This window comes from Bacillus sp. AR13-1 (assembly GCF_008042285.1).
Classification (GTDB): domain Bacteria; phylum Bacillota; class Bacilli; order Bacillales; family Bacillaceae_G; genus Bacillus_A; species Bacillus_A mycoides.
On the sequence record NZ_QNUA01000025.1, the window covers coordinates 76297 to 94800 of the forward strand.

The window sequence follows — 18504 nt, forward strand, 5'->3', positions numbered from 1 at the left end:
TCAGTGGGGGTTTTGTTCACCCCAACTGATCACCAATCGGGCTTTTACGGGTAGCAGGGCTTCCACCTAACTTCTTTGTTCCAGCTGAATTTTGAGGTGGGGGTTTTACTGCCCACAAATAGTGGGATAAAGCCAAAATTTGCATTTAACATATTGAATCATAATAACAAAATATTAACATATTTTCACCTTGTTTTTGGAAATATTTTATAAATAAATTATTAAACTAAAAAAGAGGATATCCTCTTTTTTAGTTTAATACTGATATGGTATTTGCTGATAACCCGGGTATGGCATTGGATATGGTGCTGGGTATGTTACTGGGTACGGTGCTGGATAGTAGCCTCCACCTGCCGCACCCGTTAATGCGCCAGCTGTAAGCCCACCTAACATGCCTCCAGCAAAACTTCCTGGGAAAAATCCTCCGCCCCACGAGCCGCCACCCCAGCCCCATCCACCACCGTGATGATGATGATGATCATAATGATTGTGTCCTCCATGGTGATTATGCCATCCCCCACCATGATGATTACGATAATATCCTCCGTGATTTAGCATATAGTTCATTTCTCTTCCTCTCCTTTTCAATTTCCCTACTTTAATATGTGTTGTATGAATAGTAAGGATACTGTTAATAATCCGTATAGTATGGATAGCAATATCCGCCATAACCAAACGCAGGACTAAGTAAAGCCCCTTCCAGGAAAGAATCCTCCTCCTAAAAATGGAGAATGTACAAACCCACCAAATGGAAGATCGTACATTTTATTCATCCCCTTTTCTATATAAAAATGTAATAATATACTGTATGTAGGACAAATGCGGAAAGCATGGGGAAAATGTCTATATTTTGTAAAAAAAACAAAACACTTTATAATAAGAATGTCAGATTACACCTTTTATATAAGAAGTCTATATTTAAGAAAGATTTGAGGAATTTTATAGAAATGAAGAAACCTATCGTTCAATTATTATTAATATTTACAATCGTATCTATCGTTCTTTTCCTATTAAATACATCGGTTATTTCGTTATATACGTTTGTTGGTGCTCTATGGTCCATCACAATCGTAGGAATTTCATTCGTTATTTTTATCGAAAATAGATCACCCCAAAGTACCTTAGCGTGGTTTTTAGTATTAGCACTTCTTCCTGTTGTAGGTGTACTTTTATACTCTATTTTCGGGCGTAGCCGTTGGAGAAGAAAAAAACATCTTCATCGTTCAGAAGAACAAAGAAAGTTATTCCGCGAAATATTAGAAGGAAGACGACTAGAATTATCACTCACAGTCCCATTACATGAACGTTCTATACATTTAACAGAAGTCCTACAAAAATTCGGAGGCGGGCCTGCCGCAGATAGAACGACAACAAAACTTTTAACAAACGGTGATCAAACCTTTTCAGAAATTTTGAACGCAATCGAGAATGCAAAACATCACATACATATTCAATACTATATTTATAAATCTGATGAGATTGGTACAAAAGTACGAGATGCTTTAATACAAAAAGCAAAAGATGGTGTTATTGTACGCTTCCTTTATGATGGACTCGGAAGTAATACGTTAAGACGACGATTTTTACAACCTATGAAAAAAGCTGGAATTGAAATTGTCGAATTTGACCCTATTTTTTCAGCTTGGTTACTCGAGACAGTTAATTATCGTAATCACCGTAAAATCGTCATTGTAGATGGAGAAATTGGTTTTACCGGAGGGCTCAACGTCGGTGATGAATATCTTGGTCGCTCAAAAAAATTCCCTGTTTGGCGTGATAGTCATTTAAAAATAGAAGGAAAAGCATTGTATAAATTACAAGCCATCTTTCTAGAAGATTGGCTTTATGCGTCTAGTGGATTGAATACTTATTCTTGGGATCAATTTATGAATAGACACTACTTCCCAGGAAAAGAAATTCCGGATGCAGAAGGTGCGGTGCAAATTGTAGCAAGTGGACCAAGCTCAGATGATAAAAGTATTCGTAATACATTACTAGCTGTTATGGGCTCAGCCAAAAAATCTATTTGGATCGCTACACCATACTTTATTCCGGATCAAGAAACTTTAACATTATTACGCTTAAGTGCAATATCTGGCATAGATGTACGCATTTTATATCCTGGTAAGAGTGATAGTATTATTAGCGATCAAGCATCTCAATCCTATTTCACTCCACTTTTAAAAGCTGGTGCTTCTATTTACAGTTATAAAGATGGATTTATGCACGCAAAGATTGTACTCGTTGACGATAAAATTGCAACAATCGGAACAGCAAATATGGATGTACGTAGCTTTGAATTGAATTATGAAATTATTAGCGTACTATATGAATCAGAAACCGTTCATGATATTAAACGCGATTTTGAAGAAGACTTTAAACACTCCACTGAAATTAAATGGAACTCGTTCCAAAAAAGAAGTATCAAAAAACGAATATTAGAGTCCTTTATGCGACTCATTTCTCCTTTACTATAAGCAATCAATGTGATATTGATTGCTTTTTCTTTTATATTTCCCCCTTCTCCTTTTCTTTGCATACCATATTAAAACAAGTTATCATAAGATGTATTACTTTATGAAAATAATGTTAGGTGGGAAATACATGTTAGAACAATTTCATATACATTCTGATTTAAAACAGCAGCTTTCTACAATTCATGAAAAGAATAAACAAGAAGCTGGTGAAAATGCACATTTAATTGGCAAGAAAATATATAAAGCATCTGATAATAGCATTATTGAAGATGCCATTACAGCACTTTTACTTGGTAAAAACATTCTATTAAAAGGGCCAACTGGTAGTGGTAAAACAGTACTAGCGGAAACTCTTTCTTCTTTATTCCAAAAACCAATGCATAGCATTAACTGTTCTGTCGACTTAGATGTAGAAGGTATTTTAGGATACAACACATTACAAACAAAAGACGGCGCATCTGAAGTTACGTTCGTTAACGGTCCTCTTATGAAGGCAATGAAAAACGGTCATTTCCTTTATATTGATGAAATCAATATGGCAAAACCTGAAACGTTACCACTTCTTCATGGTGCGTTAGATTACCGTAAAATGATTACAAACCCATTTACACAAGAAGTTGTATACGGTGATGACGAATATCGCGTAATTGCTGCGATTAACGAAGGTTATGTTGGGACAAGTGAACTAAACGAAGCGTTAAAAAACCGTTTCGTTATTATTGAAGTTCCTTACATTCAAGGTGATACATTAAAAGAACTATTACTATCTGAATCAAAATTAAATGATGTTGCAACAATTGAAAAGTTCGTTGCATTCGCAAGCGATCTTATGCCTTTAGCTCGTGATGGGCGCGTAAGTGAAGAAGCGGCTAGTATTCGTGGCATTATCGATGCATGTGATTTAGGTGTATATATTCCTGTTATGCGTGCAATTGAACGTAGTATTATCGCAAAATTAAACGATGAAACAGAACAAATGACTGTCCGTGAATTAGCAGAAAGTTATTTCTTTGAGGGATAATTCATGAGACAAATTTTTAGTGACAAAAAAATTGATGCGTCGCTGTTTCTACAAATGGAAAACTTAATGTATGCTCTTCTAAAAGAAGACGATGCCTATCTTGAGTATGGCTATAAAGCATACTACGACGAAATTGAAAAAAAGGTTGTCATTAGTCACTTTTGGGATGATCGAAAAGAAGAGGATACAGTAATCGGATTAAAAAGCGAAGTGTTCTTAAAGGCACTTGGTAATAAACATTACTCGGACATGACTTTAATTCGTTCTTATGCGATTGAGTTACAAGAATCGCCGCTAAAAAAGTTTTTAACACAATTATTTGTTCTATTAGAAGATTTACGTGTTGAGGAAATCGTCAAAAATTTACGTCCTGGCACAAAACATATTTTTAAACGCCGAAAAGAAATGTATCGCAATTACTTTGGCTCACAAAATGAAATAAATCGTGTTCGTAACTATCACGGTGATCGTCTATTTTGTCTATGCTATCTTTCATTAACGAGTGATAAATATGAAATGTTTAATAATGAATATTTCGAGCAAATTGAATCAATTTTGCATGAAACATTCCAAGCTCGTAATACGGAAGATATTATGTATATTGTTGAGAAAATTCGCTATCGTTTAGAAGGACTTCTTGAAAGTGATATGCTTAATAATTATTTCGGACATGCACCGCTTTATTTATCTGTGATTGCAGATGAGAAAGACAGTCGCGCTGAAAAATTAGCAAATGATGATACGCAGCTCCTAGATGACGATGATAACAAAAACAAAATGGATGAAAGCTTCTCGACATGGCACCGTGAAAATAAAAACAATGAAAACGAGAACTTTTTACGCTTTGATTTAGAAAGCGGAACAAAAACAAATATGATGGGTGATACTGCTCGTGAATCAGAAGATGGTGACCAAGCACTTGGTTCTGTACAAGGTACTTCCCAAAAAAGTACACAATCTAACTTTGATGGTGCTGATACAGAGGAAGCAAGAGCGTCTCATGCTTCTAGCCAAAACGACGGTGCATACGGCAAGTATAATGTGGGAGCTTCTCATACATTTAAAGAAGCTCGCAAATCGAATCCTGATGAGAAAAAAGATTACCAAGCTATCAAATCAGTCGTTAATAAAGATGTAAAAGAATTAAAGAAAATTATCGAAAAAACAATTGAAAACAAAACGAATGCAAACAGTGATAAATATTACGGAAGGCTTCGTAAGAAATTCCTTCGTATTTATACTGAAAAGCAGCCGCGTATGTTTTATAAAAAAGGACAAGAATCACAAGAGCTCGACGTTGCATTCCAACTATTAGTGGACTGCTCTGGTTCTATGTATAACAAAATGGAAGAAACGAAGAAGAGTGTGGTCCTATTCCATGAAGCTTTAAAATCTTTAAAAATCCCGCACGCTATTAGTGGATTTTGGGAAGATGCTTCTAGTGCTAAACCTGAAGATAAACCGAACGTTATCCATGAAGTTGTTACGTATAAAAACTCAACGTTACCAAACGTCGGTCCAGAAATTATGCAACTTCGCGAAGAAGAAGATAACCGCGACGGGTATATTATTCGTATCGTTTCCGAAAAGCTTGCGAAAAGACCAGAAAAACATAAATTCTTACTTGTCTTTACAGACGGTGAACCTTCTGCACTAGACTATCAACAAGACGGAATTTTAGATACGCACGAAGCAGTCAAACTTGCTCGTAAAAGTGGTATGGAAGTAATCGGCATCTTTATCGAAGAAGGCGAAGCGAAAGAAGCGACTTATCAACTAATGAAAAACATTTATAACCATCACTTCTTAGTTGCAAATCATGCTGAAGATTTACGCCTGAAGATTAAACCATTGTTGAAGAAACTATTACTGAAGACGATTGAATAGAAAAACAGGAGCCCCGAGGCTCCTGTTTTTCTTCGTTAACTTACTTTGTTTCTGGTTGAAACTTGTATGGAATGGAAACTTCTAATAATAATTCGAACCCTCCATCGTAGTATGGGAATCGCTCATTCGCGATTTTTCTATCTACCCACTCGATTGCGGAAATTTCTCCTTCATCTTCTGCACGAAGTTCACCTTTTACTACATTTGCTCGGAATGTAAAAAATAATGCATGATGTCCTTTCTCTTCAAAAAACTTCTCATTTAATGCGACAAGTCCACTGAGTGCGGCAGTTAAACCTGTCTCTTCTTTCACTTCTCTTACTAGTGCTTCCTCTAGTATTTCACCTTTTTCAACAGCCCCGCCTGGCAATGACCAAACGTTTTGTTCTATATTATGTACCATTAATATTTTATCTTTTTCACTATCGTGTATTAATGCATATACAACATCAACTCTTTGCATGTTGCTTTTCTCCCTTCCTAAAATAATTAAGAGCCAATTCCTAAGAATCGGCTCTTCCTATTAATTCATTACTAACTCAGATGCGAGCTTTTTTTTTAACTTAGCCAGCATATCAGTTGTCATTCTGTCTAAATCATATTCTGCTTTAAAGCCCCACTCTTTCATTGCTGCTGTTGCATCAATAGAGTTCGGCCAGCTATCAGCGATTGTTTGACGAGCTGGATCTACTGCGTAATCCATTGTAAAGTTCGGAATGTGTTTACGGATTGATGCTGCAATTTGCTCTGGTTCAAAGCTCATTGCTGTAATGTTAAACGCATTTCTATGAACTAGTTTATTTGGATCAGCTTCCATTAATGAGATGATTGCTTGTAAAGCATCTGGCATATACATCATGTCCATGTATGTTCCTTCTGCAATGTATGAGGTGTATGTACCTTTTTTAATCGCCTCATAATAAATTTCAACTGCATAGTCAGTTGTTCCGCCTCCTGGAGGAGCTACGTAAGAAATTAAGCCTGGGAAACGTACACCGCGCGTATCAACGCCAAACTTTTGATGATAATAATCACATAGTAATTCTCCTGCTACTTTGTTTACCCCATACATCGTAGTAGGACGCTGAATTGTATCTTGTGGTGTATTATCTTTTGGCGTTGATGGACCAAATGCACCGATAGAACTTGGCGTGAAAAACTTACAGTTTAATTCACGTGCTGCTTCTAATGCATTTACAAGTCCGCCCATATTTAAATTCCAAGCAAATAACGGATTTTTTTCTGCAGTTGCTGAAAGTAAAGCCGCTAAATGAATAATTGTATCTACTTCATTACGCTTTGCAATATCATGTAATTTTTGTCCATCCGTTACATCTAACGTTTCAAATGGACCAGACGTTACTACTTCACTGTCTGTTTCACGAATATCTGTTGCAATAACATTTGATGCGCCGTATACATCACGAAGTTTCATTACTAGTTCAGAACCAATTTGCCCTAAAGAACCGGTTACTAGAATTTTTTTCATTTTTCCCACTCCCCATTTGCAAGCTATTCAAAAGATGTCGTTACTTAAATGATACCCATTTCTTTCCCTACTTTTTCATACTTACGAATTGCTTCATCTAGCATTTCTTTCGTATGAGCTGCTGTAGGCATATTACGAACGCGTCCCATTCCTTTTGCTACGGTTGGGAATACGATAGATTTTGCGTAAACGCCTTCTTCATTTAGACGTTTACTAAATTCTTGTGTTAATACTTCATCACCAATAATACAAGGTGTAATTGGTGTTTCACTTTCTCCAATGTTAAAGCCAAGTTCTTTTAACCCTTGTTTTAAATAGCGACCATTTTCCCATAAACGATCGTGTAACTCTGTGCTTTCCATTAGAATTTCAATTGATCTCATACAAGCAGCTGCATCAGCTGGTGTTAAAGCTGTTGAGAATAAGAATGGACGTGAACGCACTTTTAACCAATCGATTAAGTTTTGTTTCCCAGCTACATATCCACCAATTACCCCAATTGCTTTTGATAATGTACCAATTTGAAAATCAACTTTATCAGAAAGGCCGAAATGTTTTACAGTACCTGCACCTTTGCCAAGTACACCTGAACCGTGTGCATCATCTACATATGTCATTAAATCCAGCTCTTCTGCAATTTCAACAATCTCTGGTAATTTTGCAATATCTCCATCCATTGAGAAAACACCGTCTGTAATAACCATTAATTTATTATAAAGACCTGATTCTTTTGCCTCGATTGCTTTTTTGCGTAAATCTTCCATATCAGAATGCTTATAAACGATGATTTTCGCTCTTGATAGACGACTACCATCAATAATAGATGCATGGTTTAATTCATCTGAAAGAATCGCATCATTTTTATCCATAACAGCTGAAATCGCTGCCATATTACAGTTAAATCCTGATTGATAAGCAATTGCTGCTTCTGTATGTTTAAACTTTGCAATTGTTTCTTCTAATTTAATATGCAAATCTAAAGTACCGTTAATTGTACGAACAGCTCCTGCTCCAACACCGTACTTATGAATTGCATCAATTGCTGCTTCTTGTAAGCGATTATCAGTCGCTAATCCAAGGTAGTTGTTTGAAGATAAGTTAATATATTCTTTTCCGCCAATTGTAATAATCGGTCCATTTGGACTTTCAAGCGGATCAATTACGTTATAAAGCCCCTTTGATTTTAAATCCTCTAAATTTTCTTCTAAAAAGTTTGCAAGTGTTTTACTAGACATCGTGAAGCCTCCCATCGTTCATGTAAGCGGATTATTATCTTAATAGTTCTAATAATCCCTCTACTAGCTTAACACGTTTTCAGAATTTATTATAGAAAAATAGTTTAAAGAAACCGCTTACAATTTTAAATTATAAATGATTCATTACAAGAAATCTATCATTTACTTTTCATATTTGATAGAATTAAAAAAATATTTAGGAGGCTTTTAAAATGGCATTTACTGAATCTGATGTATATAATAACGAATCGTTTTTAGAGCAATATATGCAGCGAAGATATCGAGAAAATAGTCCAAACGAATCCCTTGAAAAACCAGCATTCTTTCAGCTCATTGGCAATGTAACAGGAAAACAAATCCTCGATTTAGGTTGTGGTGATGCTAAATTCGGCGAAAAATTATTAGAACATGGATGCCACTCTTACACTGGTATTGAAGGCTCCGAGCTTATGTATGAAAAAGCTAAAAAACAACTAGAAAATAAAAATGGCACCGTTCATTTTTTAAACCTCAAAGACTACACATACCCTCCTTCTACTTTTGATTTAGTAACATCTAGACTCGCCTTACATTATATTGAACACCTTGATATCATTTTTCAAAATGTGTTTCAAACTTTAAAAACAAACGGAACCTTCACCTTTAGCGTTCAACATCCCGTTATTACCTCTTCATTTGAAAGCTTGCAAACGAGTGGTAAAAGAACTAGTTGGCTCGTCGATGATTATTTCGAAACAGGAAAACGAGTTGAGCCATGGATTGATCAAGAAGTTATTAAATATCACCGGACTACGGAAGAATATTTTACATTATTACAACAAGCCGGATTTACGATTACAAGCTTAAAAGAAGCTACACCAAATCGAAACTGTTTTCAAGATGAAGAAGAATATGAACGACGTTTACGTATTCCCCTTTTTCTATTATTTTCTTGCCGAAAATAAAGTGAAACTTTAATCAGTGGGGGATGTTCATCCCCCACTGATTATTAGCCCGCACCAATCGGGCTTTTACGGGCAGTTGATCCCCCAACCAGCTTCTTTGCTTTCGCTGGATTTTGAGATGGGGATCTTACTGCCCGTTAATGCGGGGTAAAAAAGACGATGAATCCTCATCGTCTTTTTTCGTTATCTCATCGCCTGAACAGCCTCTTTAAGTACACGTCTTCCTCTTCCATGCGGGATACAGAGCGGTGTCCCAAATAACGGATCAGCGCTTATTTGACACTCCATACGGAATACATCCCGAACTAACTTCTGGTCAATAACTTCTTCTGGTTTACCTTGCGCATATATTTGTTTATCTTGAATAGCTACAATGTTGTCTGCATAACGACATGCCAAATTTAAATCGTGCAATACCATAACAATCGTTCTTTGCTCTGTTTCATTTAATTCGAATAATAAATCTAACACTTCAATTTGGTGCGTCATATCTAAATATGTAGTCGGCTCATCAAGCAAAATAATATCTGTATCTTGTGCAAGGGTCATTGCAATCCAAGCACGTTGACGTTGTCCACCTGAAAGGGCATGAACATCACGCTCAGCAAATTCTGTCATACCCGTTGCAGCAAGCGCTTTTTGTACCATTTCCTCATCTTTTTCGGACCATTGCTTCAGCCATGTTTGATATGGATAACGTCCTTGCTTTACAAGTTGTAATACCGTAAGTCCTTCCGGTGCTTGTGGCCCTTGCGGTAAAATCGCCATTTGACGAGCGATTTGCTTCGTTTGCATACTTTGAATTGCTTGATTATCTAACAAAATGTCACCGGTTGTTGGCTTTAATAATCTAGCTAGTGAACGTAATAAAGTTGATTTCCCACAACCGTTAGAACCGATGAAGATTGTAATTTCCCCTTTTGGAATTTCTAAATTCAGCTCATCAATAATAATCGTTTCACCATACGACAGCGTCAAGCGTTTCGTCTCCAATGCTTTTTGCATATTCATCTCCCTTTATGAATTCCGACTTTTATAAAGTAAATAAATAAAATAAGGTGCACCAATTGCTGATGTAAATACCCCTGCTGGAATTTCAAGTGGTGTGAAAACTGTACGCCCAATTAAATCTGCAGCGAGTACTAGAATTGCACCGATAATCGCCGCAACTGGGAGCAATGCACCGTAGAAAGAACCAACTAATCTTCGCGAAATATGAGGTGCCATTAAACCAACAAATCCAATTCCTCCTGCAAAGGCAACTGCCCCGCCAATTAAAGCTGTACTAAGTAACAACATAAATACACGCGACTTCGTTAAAGGAACACCAAGTCCCACTGCTATATCATCCCCTAGCTCTTGTGCATTTAAATGTCTCGCAGCGATAAATGATATTGTCGTTAAAATGAGAACCCACGGCGCAAGTACCATAACATTTTGCCACGAAGAGCCATAAACAGTACCTGTGATCCATACATTCGCTTGACTTGCTTGATAAATTGGTGCTAACAACATAAATAAAGTTGTTGCTGCTTTCGTTAATGCCCAAAATCCAACACCAATTAAAACAAGACTAATCGGTGATAATCCATCATTTTTCCAGGCAAATAAATATACAAAAAACGCTACAATTGTTGCCCCAGCAAAAGCTGCTAGCGGCATATAATGAATGCTTACTGTTAACGCATTGTTTTTATCACTAAATATAGCTAAAAAGAGTACAACTGCAACACTTGCCCCGCCCGTAATTCCGATGATATCAGGAGAAGCAAGTGGGTTTCGAACGAGCCCTTGTAAAATACAGCCCGCTACCGCAAGCGCAATTCCTACGAGGATAGCAATTAAAATACGCGGCATACGAAATTTATTTACAACCATATTTGACATCGCATCACTATTTCCGGTAATCGCTTGCCATACGTCATAAGGAGCAATTTTCATATCCCCCATACCTGCACTCGCAAAAAATAATCCTATTAAAACAACTAGTAAACTCAATAAGACGAGACAAGCTCGTTTATACATTAAAAACGAGAGCTCGCCTTTTCCAATACGAAACGGAATATACTTCTTCATTTGCTAAGCCCTCTCTTACGTGCAATATAAATAAAGAATGGGGCCCCGATAAATGCTGTCATAACCCCTACTGGTACTTCTTGTGGCATAATGACATATCTTGCTGCTATATCAGCCAAGATTAATAGTATTGCACCTAACAATCCGCTATAGGGTACTCTCCATCTGTGATCTACCCCAACAAGAGCTCTTGCGAAATGAGGAGTAACGATGCCAATAAATCCAATTGGACCAGCAACCGCAACTGAACCACCAGACAACAGTACAATAATAAGTAACACGAATGATTTCATTAAAATCGTTCGTTGTCCGAGCCCCTTTGCAACATCTTCCCCCATCATTAATGTATTTACTTTCCCTGCCATCATAAAAGATGCAATCCAGCCTATTAATAAATACGGGAATACTGATTGTAAAATCTCTAACTTTCTTCCTTGCACAGATCCGGCAAGCCAAAATAACACTTCTTCAAATGCTTTTTCATTTAATACAAGTAACCCTTGTGTTAATGATGAAAATAAAGCGCTTATCGCTACACCTGCTAATGTTAACTTAAGAGGCGTTGTCCCTTCTTTTCCTAAAGAACTAGAGGCAAATACAAGTACTGCTGCAACTGCCGCTCCTAAAAAGGCAATCCATGTGAAAGCTGATAATGATGTCACGGAAAAGAGTACAATTGCTACAACTATAAAGAACGCAGCGCCTGAATTTAATCCAATAAAATCTGGAGAAGCAAGCGGATTCTTTGTTAAAGTTTGCATTAAACAACCTGCAATGGCTAAACTAGCACCAACACTTGCTGCAATTAACGCCCTTGGTAGACGCACATTTTGAATAATAATATGCTCATTTGAACCATTAAAATGGAAAAAAGCATCTAAAGCTAATTTCCAGCTCGTATTTGTATATCCGAAAATAATGCTTCCCCAAATACAAATAACGACTGCAATGATTCCAACAAGTAATCCAATCCATTTTGCTTGATTTGTTTTTAATAACATGCAGCGTTTCCCCTTCAATGTATAATGATACGTTGTAAGTGTATTTCAACTTAATTCTCATTGTCAACGATAATGAGAACTATTTTCAGTAATATATATTGACAATCCAAAGATAAAGGCTTAACATCATGCTTGCTATTGAAAAATATTCTCAACATGTAGGGGGTACATAATGAATTTCATGCAAAAGAAATCGTTTACAGTATTTGTATTTTTACTAGCTTTTTCACTTCTTTTAAGTGCTTGTGGAAAATCAAATAACAAAGAAGAATCAACAAAAGAAGATAATAAAAAAGAAATGATTACGGTTGAGCACGCAATGGGTAAAACAGAAGTTCCTGCCAATCCAAAACGTGTAGTTATTTTAACTAATGAAGGAACTGAAGCTTTACTCGAATTAGGTGTAAAACCAGTTGGGGCTGTAAAGTCTTGGACGGGTGACCCATGGTATCCGCATATTAAGGATAAAATGAAAGATGTAAAAGTTGTTGGCGATGAAGGACAAGTTAACGTTGAAACTATCGCTTCTTTAAAACCAGACTTAATTATCGGTAACAAAATGCGCCACGAAAAAGTGTATGAGCAATTAAAAGCTATTGCACCTACTGTTTTCTCGGAAACATTACGTGGTGAATGGAAAGATAACTTCAAATTTTATGCAAAAGCTTTAAATAAGGAAAAAGAAGGTCAAAAAGTTTTAGCTGATTACGGAAAACGTATGGAAGATTTAAAAGGCAAACTTGGTGATACAGTAAATCAAGAAATTTCTATGGTACGCTTTATGCCTGGTGATGTTCGTATTTATCATGGCGATACATTCTCTGGTGTTATTTTAAAAGAACTTGGATTTAAACGTCCTGGAGATCAAAACAAAGATGATTTCGCAGAACGTAACGTATCTAAAGAGCGTATTTCGGCAATGGATGGCGATGTATTATTCTACTTCACATTCGATAAAGGCAATGAGAAAAAAGGTTCTGAACTAGAAAAAGAATATATAAACGACCCTCTCTTTAAAAACTTAAATGCAGTAAAGAACGGAAAAGCATACAAAGTTGACGACGTTATTTGGAATACAGCTGGCGGTGTAATGGCTGCTAACTTACTACTAGACGACATTGAAAAACGCTTTGTTAAATAATTTCATTGTAACCAGCTCCCTCTTTTATGGAGCTGGTTTTTTCATTTCACTGAAGTGTCACATTATTTCATTTTGTATTTTTATTCCCGATATGTTATATTATAAAAGTAAATATAGTATATTTTCTCTATATCAGAATAAATATTTTAATCTAAATTTTCTGATTTATCACTATTTTACTTTATTTTAGAATTCAATTACTACATTTGAAAACGCTTATTATCTTGTTTTCAGGGAAAAATATAATAACGGTTGAAGAAAAATAGATTTTTTCATAAATTTTCTTGCTATTTCCATATAATTCTATTGACTTCTAAATATTTTGTGAATTAAAATAATTACATAAATATCCGTTATACAGGATTAGGGGGAAACAAAAATGGATACAGCTTTAAAATTAGACAAAGCTGGAGAACAACAATCACCAAAAAAACATCCACCAGGATTATATTTGTTGTTCTTAACAGAAATGTGGGAAAGATTTAGTTATTATGGAATGCGCGGCCTTTTAGTTCTTTATTTAACAACTGCTGCTGTTAGTGGCGGGTTAGGATTTGATAAGGCAGTCGCAGTGCAATTATATGGTACTTTTACAGCGGCAGTATATTTCATGCCAATTATAGGCGGATGGCTAACGGATCATTATATTACAAGACGTCATGCCATTACTCTCGGCGGAATTATTATGGCAATCGGCAACTTTGTACTATTCTCAATGAATACAAAAACAGGACTATTCCTTGGATTAATACTATTAGTTATTGGTAATGGATTCTTCAAACCAAATATTTCTACACTGTTAGGTGAATTGTATGGTGAAAATGATTCACGTCGTGACAGTGCATTTACTATCTTCTATATGGGTATTAACGTAGGTGCTTTCTTCGCTCCACTTATTTGTGGATTTTTAGCAGAAGATTTCTTTAAAACAAGCGCTAATGGCGTTATTGTTATGGGATATAAATACGGATTCTTAGCAGCTTGTATCGGTATGATTATTGGACAAATTGTTTTCAACTTATTAGCTCCTCGTTACCTTGGTAAAGCAGGAACAACAGTTGTCGGTAAAAGATCAAAAAATCAGCCTGTAGTCGAAAAGAAACCTTTAACAAAACAAGAGAAAAATCGTACTTGGGCAATTGTAATTTTAACTTGTTTCGTAGTATTCTTCTGGGCAGGATTTGAACAAGCTGGTAGTTCTCTAACACTTTATACAAATAAATTTGTTGATCGTACAATTTTCGGTTGGGAAGTGCCAACATCTTGGTTCCAATCCGTTAACCCAGCATTCATCGTACTACTTGCACCATTTGTATCTATGCTATGGTTAAAACTTTCTAAAACAAAACGCGGTGATTTAAAAGTGCCAACAAAAATGGCATTTGGTATGATTTTACTAGGTATAGGTTATCTTGTTTTAACATTAGCAGTTCTAAAAACTGGAAGTAGTGAAGCAGATATAACTGTAAAAGCAAATTTATTATTCATCGTTATCACTTATCTCTTCCATACAATTGGTGAGCTATTCTTATCACCAATCGGTCTATCAATGGTAAGTGCAATCGCTCCTGTAAAATTAGCATCATTACTAATGGGGGTATGGTTAGCTGGTACGGGTATGGCTAACTGGTTAGCAGGTAAACTTGCTTCCTTTACACAATCATTAGGATACCTTGAAGTATTTGCAAGTATCGGTATTATCGTTATCATCTTAGGCTTTGTACTTCTTCTCTTCTCTAAAAAAGTTGCAAGTATGATGGAATAACACACAAAAAGACGCTTCTAAAATTAGAAGCGTCTTTTCTATTACATCTCTTCTAAAGCCGTCACATCCACGTGAACCCTCTCTCCTGGGTTGGATACGTCATACACTTGAGCACTCCCCTTCTGCTCATCACAGCTCTCAATCCATACGGGGACTCCCTCGTATGTAACATCAATTCTACTTGAAGAAGATAATATCTGTTTCACACGTTTTACATCCATTATATTATTCCTCCTTTGGCTTACAACACTCCTTTCTATCTTTTCATATCCCTTCAGAATATATTCCGTCAATTTAGCACTTCAACCGATAGTTTGTTTCTTTCTAACACGCTAATATATACGCTCTCAAATCTTCCTATTATTAGATCCTTTCCAAATAAAAAAAGACGTATATTTCACACGTCTTCTTTCCATAATATTCAAAAATTAAGAAAATAATGTTTTTACTACTTCACTTACTTTATCGTTATGAATTTGGTAGTACACTTCTAACCCGCGTCTCTCAAAGCGTACTACTTTATTTTGTTTTAATTTCGTTAAATGCTGCGAAACAGTTGATTGCGGAATTTCTAATACCTCTTGTAATTGTGTTACATTACATGTTCCACGCTGCATCAGTTCCATTACTAAACGTAGACGAAGTGGATGAGCTAATGCTCTTAACATCTGTACGTCTTCTTCTGAAATACGACAGTCAAATTGGTTTTGGTTCATAAAATTCCCCTCATTTTCATTTTTTATTTTCTCTTTATTTATTTATATATCTGTTCTTATATTTCCTGTTACGACATAACTTTATCAACCTATAATGCTGAGAAAGTTTTCCGACTTTTATCAGCACACAGTTCAAGAAAAAATCCCACCTGATTTTGAATATTATACTATATGATACAATAAAAAAGCAAAACAAAGGGCTAGCAATACTTTGCTTACAAACGTTGTTTTATCAGGCTTTTTGTTATATTTTCACCTTACTGAAATGTACAGTAATGATATTGTAAAATATCGTCCATAATTGATAACCTATCGTAAAGTAATTTGACCATATTTAACCACTTTGTTACGATAAAAAGGAAATTTAAGTAAGGAGGATGATGTAATATTAAAAAATGGTTTATTTTTGCGTTAATTAGCATTGCGGTTGGCTGGACCATTATCAATCACTTCCTATACAAAAAAGAAGATATAGCTTCAAAATCAAACATCCCCATTGGAACTGAAGTTGGCAATGCTGCCCTCGATTTCCTTCTGGAAACAACCACTGGTCAAGAAGTTCGTCTTACAGACTTTAAAGGAAAAAAAGTAATATTGAATTTTTGGGCAAGCTGGTGTGGTCCATGCAAAATAGAAATGCCTGATATGGAAAAGTTTTATCACGATACTAAAGATATGGGGATTGAAATTGTTGCTGTAAATGCGACAGCTACTGAAAAAGACCCGAATAATGTAAAACAATTTCTTGAAGAAAACAAATATACCTTCCCCGTCCTATTAGATCAGAAAGGCCAGGCAAGTGCCACATATCAAATCATCAGCATTCCAACATCTTTTGTCATCGATACAAACGGTGTCATTCAATATAAGCATGTAGGACCAATGACATATGAAAAAATGAAAGAATATGTAAATAATTTATAGAAGCGTAATCAAATCAATTTGATTACGCTTTTTGTCTACTTTATGAACAAAATGTTACTTTTAATACTATTATGGAATAATTATACTTTTTCACGTTGACAATAGTGTTGAAGGAGAATATACTAAGCATGTGAGTTGATTGTGAATAGTTTCACAAATAATGTGAATTTCTTCACATATAATAGATAGGAGTTGTCATTATTATGAGTACTTGGACACAAATTTATGACCCATTAAACAATATTTGGTTATCTGCACTAATCGCAGCACTCCCAATTTTTTGCTTCATTATTTGTTTAGTGGGATTCAAAATGAAAGGTTACATGGCTGGGCTTTATAGTGTGATCGTCGCTATTATTCTTGCTATATTTGTTTATAAAATGCCCGCAACTGTAGCTGTGGCATCTGCCGGATTCGGTGTTTTATCTGGATTTTATCCAATTTGTACTATCGTTATCGCAGCTATCTTCCTTTACAAATTAACTGTTAAAACAGAACAATTCAATGTCATTCGTGATAGCATTTCAAGTATTACAAATGATCAGCGTTTACAAGTATTATTAATCGCTTATTCTTTCGGTGCTTTCTTAGAAGGCGCAGCTGGTTTCGGTGTTCCAGTTGCTATTACAGCTGCATTACTTGTAGGTATGGGCTTTAATCCATTAAAAGCAGCAGGTATTTGCTTAGTAGCTAATATCGCTGGTGGTGCTATGGGTGCTATGGGTATTCCAGTTACAGTACCTGCACAATTAACTGGGCTAGATGCATTAACTGTCGGTCGTCAAGCTGTTTACATTTTGCCATTCATTAGCATTGTTTTACCGTTCTTACTTGTTTCAATGGTAGATGGATTTAAAGGCATTAAAGAAACTTGGCAAGGTATTCTTGTAAGTGGTGTTTCTTTCGCAATTACTCAGTTCCTTGTGACTTACTTCTTAGGCGCTGAACTTACTAATATTTTCGCAGCAGTCGTAAGTATGGTCGCTCTTACATTATTCTTACGTGTTTGGCAACCAAAATCTTCTGCTAAAGAAGAAAAACAAGAAGAAAAAGAATCTCATACATTCAATCAAATTTTATATGCTTGGTCCCCATTCGTATTCTTAACTGCATTTGTAACAATCTTTAATTTAAAACCAATTAAAGCTTTATTTGCTCCGGATGGTCCATTGGCAAACTTAGTATTTAACATTCAATTCCCTGGTCTTCATAATGAGGTTATGAAAACTGCACCAATTACAAAGGCTGATACACCTTTCGCAGCGATTTTCAAATTAGATGTATTCTCTTCTACAACTACTGCGATTGTATTAGCAATCATCGTTTCACTTATCGTCTACCGTGTAAACGGCAAAATGATTAAAGAATTAATGATCGAAACAATAAAAGAACTAAAAGTTCCAGTATATACAATTTGTAGCGTTATCGCTTTAGCTTACGTAGAAAACTACTCTGGTATGTCATCTACACTTGGACTTGCATTCTCTTCTACTGGTAATGCATTCCCAGTTCTTTCTCCAATCTTAGGATGGATTGGCGTATTCATTACAGGTTCAGTCGTATCAAGTGGTTCATTATTCGCACCACTTCAAGCAGTAACTGCCGATCAGTTAAACATCGTACCATCTACTCTCGTTTCATTAAACGTAGTTGGTGGTACAATCGCAAAAATGGTTTCACCACAATCTGTAGCAGTTGCTTGTGCAGCAGTTGGACTAGTTGGTCAAGAATCTGCTCTATTTAAAATAGTAATGAAATATAGTTTAATCTTCTTAGCTATTATTAGCTTACTTCAACTTAACTCTGTATTTAATATCTTCTAAAAAAA

At 35.8% G+C, this 18504-nt stretch carries 17 protein-coding genes; 8 read left to right on the forward strand and 9 right to left on the reverse strand.

Features of this window, described 5'->3' with window-relative positions; genetic code table 11:
* Positions 1-255: 255 nt before the first annotated feature.
* A complete protein-coding gene (locus tag DN408_RS19145; RefSeq protein WP_147740294.1) occupies positions 256-567 on the reverse strand; it encodes a hypothetical protein in 312 nt (103 codons plus the stop codon).
* Positions 568-947: 380 nt separating this feature from the next.
* Between DN408_RS19145 and DN408_RS19150 the strand changes: the two genes are divergently transcribed.
* The 3 genes from DN408_RS19150 (at position 948) to DN408_RS19160 (ending at position 5385) form a co-directional block, all read left to right on the forward strand.
* Positions 948-2477 carry a cardiolipin synthase gene (locus DN408_RS19150; protein ID WP_002169170.1) on the forward strand — a complete coding sequence of 510 codons (1530 nt, stop codon included), beginning with the start codon at positions 948-950 and terminating at the stop codon, positions 2475-2477.
* A gap of 127 nt (positions 2478-2604) precedes the next feature.
* On the forward strand, positions 2605-3498 hold the full coding sequence (locus DN408_RS19155) for an ATP-binding protein (protein ID WP_000892986.1): 894 nt from the start codon (positions 2605-2607) through the stop codon (positions 3496-3498).
* A gap of 3 nt (positions 3499-3501) precedes the next feature.
* Complete coding sequence (locus DN408_RS19160; protein ID WP_002029726.1) at positions 3502-5385, forward strand: vWA domain-containing protein; 1884 nt, start codon at positions 3502-3504, stop codon at positions 5383-5385.
* 40 nt (positions 5386-5425) lie between these two features.
* Here the strand turns inward: DN408_RS19160 and DN408_RS19165 are convergent, their stop codons facing one another.
* From DN408_RS19165 to DN408_RS19175, 3 genes are read right to left on the reverse strand one after another with little or no spacing between them, the layout of a single operon-like run.
* Positions 5426-5848, reverse strand: a complete 423-nt coding sequence (locus DN408_RS19165) for an NUDIX hydrolase (RefSeq protein ID WP_016126543.1) — start codon at positions 5846-5848, stop codon at positions 5426-5428.
* Positions 5849-5908: 60 nt separating this feature from the next.
* The gene (locus DN408_RS19170) at positions 5909-6874 is read right to left on the reverse strand and encodes an L-threonine 3-dehydrogenase (protein ID WP_002125175.1); all 966 of its coding nucleotides are present in this window, start codon (positions 6872-6874) and stop codon (positions 5909-5911) included.
* Positions 6875-6918: 44 nt separating this feature from the next.
* Positions 6919-8109 (reverse strand): glycine C-acetyltransferase, encoded by a 1191-nt coding sequence (locus tag DN408_RS19175; protein ID WP_033730999.1) that lies wholly within the window; start codon positions 8107-8109, stop codon positions 6919-6921.
* A gap of 212 nt (positions 8110-8321) precedes the next feature.
* On the opposite strand from DN408_RS19175, the gene DN408_RS19180 reads away from it, so the two are divergent.
* Entirely contained in the window at positions 8322-9053 is a 732-nt protein-coding gene (locus DN408_RS19180; RefSeq protein WP_016121447.1) for a class I SAM-dependent DNA methyltransferase, read from the forward strand.
* A 183-nt stretch (positions 9054-9236) separates the two neighbouring features.
* Here the strand turns inward: DN408_RS19180 and DN408_RS19185 are convergent, their stop codons facing one another.
* The 3 genes from DN408_RS19185 to DN408_RS19195 are packed head-to-tail and all read right to left on the reverse strand — an operon-like array spanning position 9237 to position 12130.
* The gene (locus DN408_RS19185; RefSeq protein WP_002167083.1) at positions 9237-10058 is read right to left on the reverse strand and encodes an ABC transporter ATP-binding protein; all 822 of its coding nucleotides are present in this window, start codon (positions 10056-10058) and stop codon (positions 9237-9239) included.
* Positions 10059-10070: 12 nt separating this feature from the next.
* Positions 10071-11129, reverse strand: coding sequence for a FecCD family ABC transporter permease (locus DN408_RS19190; protein WP_147740295.1), 1059 nt, complete (start codon positions 11127-11129; stop codon positions 10071-10073).
* Entirely contained in the window at positions 11126-12130 is a 1005-nt protein-coding gene (locus DN408_RS19195; protein WP_002029732.1) for a FecCD family ABC transporter permease, read from the reverse strand. Before DN408_RS19195 ends, DN408_RS19190 begins: the two co-directional genes overlap by 4 nt.
* A 172-nt stretch (positions 12131-12302) precedes the next feature.
* Here DN408_RS19195 and DN408_RS19200 point away from each other — a divergent pair, with 172 nt between their 5' ends.
* Positions 12303-13271: an ABC transporter substrate-binding protein gene (locus DN408_RS19200; RefSeq protein ID WP_002125165.1), complete on the forward strand. Its 969-nt coding sequence runs from the start codon at positions 12303-12305 to the stop codon at positions 13269-13271.
* A gap of 379 nt (positions 13272-13650) precedes the next feature.
* Entirely contained in the window at positions 13651-15036 is a 1386-nt protein-coding gene (locus DN408_RS19205) for a peptide MFS transporter (RefSeq protein WP_003187347.1), read from the forward strand.
* A gap of 41 nt (positions 15037-15077) precedes the next feature.
* Here the strand turns inward: DN408_RS19205 and DN408_RS19210 are convergent, their stop codons facing one another.
* Both DN408_RS19210 and DN408_RS19215 read right to left on the reverse strand, forming a co-directional pair.
* Positions 15078-15257 carry an acid-soluble spore protein H gene (locus DN408_RS19210; protein ID WP_059037725.1) on the reverse strand — a complete coding sequence of 60 codons (180 nt, stop codon included), beginning with the start codon at positions 15255-15257 and terminating at the stop codon, positions 15078-15080.
* 207 nt (positions 15258-15464) lie between these two features.
* Entirely contained in the window at positions 15465-15752 is a 288-nt protein-coding gene (locus DN408_RS19215) for an ArsR/SmtB family transcription factor (RefSeq protein WP_001075217.1), read from the reverse strand.
* Positions 15753-16247: 495 nt separating this feature from the next.
* Between DN408_RS19215 and DN408_RS19225 the strand changes: the two genes are divergently transcribed.
* Positions 16248-16676: a TlpA disulfide reductase family protein gene (locus tag DN408_RS19225; protein WP_147740296.1), complete on the forward strand. Its 429-nt coding sequence runs from the start codon at positions 16248-16250 to the stop codon at positions 16674-16676.
* A gap of 203 nt (positions 16677-16879) precedes the next feature.
* Positions 16880-18499, forward strand: coding sequence for a lactate permease LctP family transporter (locus DN408_RS19230; protein ID WP_147740297.1), 1620 nt, complete (start codon positions 16880-16882; stop codon positions 18497-18499).
* Positions 18500-18504 lie beyond the last annotated feature (5 nt).

Bases quoted from the DNA above. Each gene is read 5' to 3' on its own strand.
- DN408_RS19165 (WP_016126543.1), bottom strand. From the start codon at position 5,848: ATGCAAAGAGTTGATGTTGTATATGCATTAATACACGATAGTGAAAAA.
- DN408_RS19230 (WP_147740297.1), top strand. From the start codon at position 16,880: ATGAGTACTTGGACACAAATTTATGACCCATTAAACAATATTTGGTTA.
- DN408_RS19150 (WP_002169170.1), top strand. From the start codon at position 948: ATGAAGAAACCTATCGTTCAATTATTATTAATATTTACAATCGTATCT.
- DN408_RS19185 (WP_002167083.1), bottom strand. From the start codon at position 10,058: ATGCAAAAAGCATTGGAGACGAAACGCTTGACGCTGTCGTATGGTGAA.
- DN408_RS19210 (WP_059037725.1), bottom strand. From the start codon at position 15,257: ATGGATGTAAAACGTGTGAAACAGATATTATCTTCTTCAAGTAGAATT.
- DN408_RS19145 (WP_147740294.1), bottom strand. From the start codon at position 567: ATGAACTATATGCTAAATCACGGAGGATATTATCGTAATCATCATGGT.
- DN408_RS19200 (WP_002125165.1), top strand. From the start codon at position 12,303: ATGAATTTCATGCAAAAGAAATCGTTTACAGTATTTGTATTTTTACTA.
- DN408_RS19160 (WP_002029726.1), top strand. From the start codon at position 3,502: ATGAGACAAATTTTTAGTGACAAAAAAATTGATGCGTCGCTGTTTCTA.
- DN408_RS19170 (WP_002125175.1), bottom strand. From the start codon at position 6,874: ATGAAAAAAATTCTAGTAACCGGTTCTTTAGGGCAAATTGGTTCTGAA.
- DN408_RS19155 (WP_000892986.1), top strand. From the start codon at position 2,605: ATGTTAGAACAATTTCATATACATTCTGATTTAAAACAGCAGCTTTCT.
- DN408_RS19195 (WP_002029732.1), bottom strand. From the start codon at position 12,130: ATGTTATTAAAAACAAATCAAGCAAAATGGATTGGATTACTTGTTGGA.
- DN408_RS19175 (WP_033730999.1), bottom strand. From the start codon at position 8,109: ATGTCTAGTAAAACACTTGCAAACTTTTTAGAAGAAAATTTAGAGGAT.
- DN408_RS19190 (WP_147740295.1), bottom strand. From the start codon at position 11,129: ATGAAGAAGTATATTCCGTTTCGTATTGGAAAAGGCGAGCTCTCGTTT.
- DN408_RS19180 (WP_016121447.1), top strand. From the start codon at position 8,322: ATGGCATTTACTGAATCTGATGTATATAATAACGAATCGTTTTTAGAG.
- DN408_RS19205 (WP_003187347.1), top strand. From the start codon at position 13,651: ATGGATACAGCTTTAAAATTAGACAAAGCTGGAGAACAACAATCACCA.
- DN408_RS19215 (WP_001075217.1), bottom strand. From the start codon at position 15,752: ATGAACCAAAACCAATTTGACTGTCGTATTTCAGAAGAAGACGTACAG.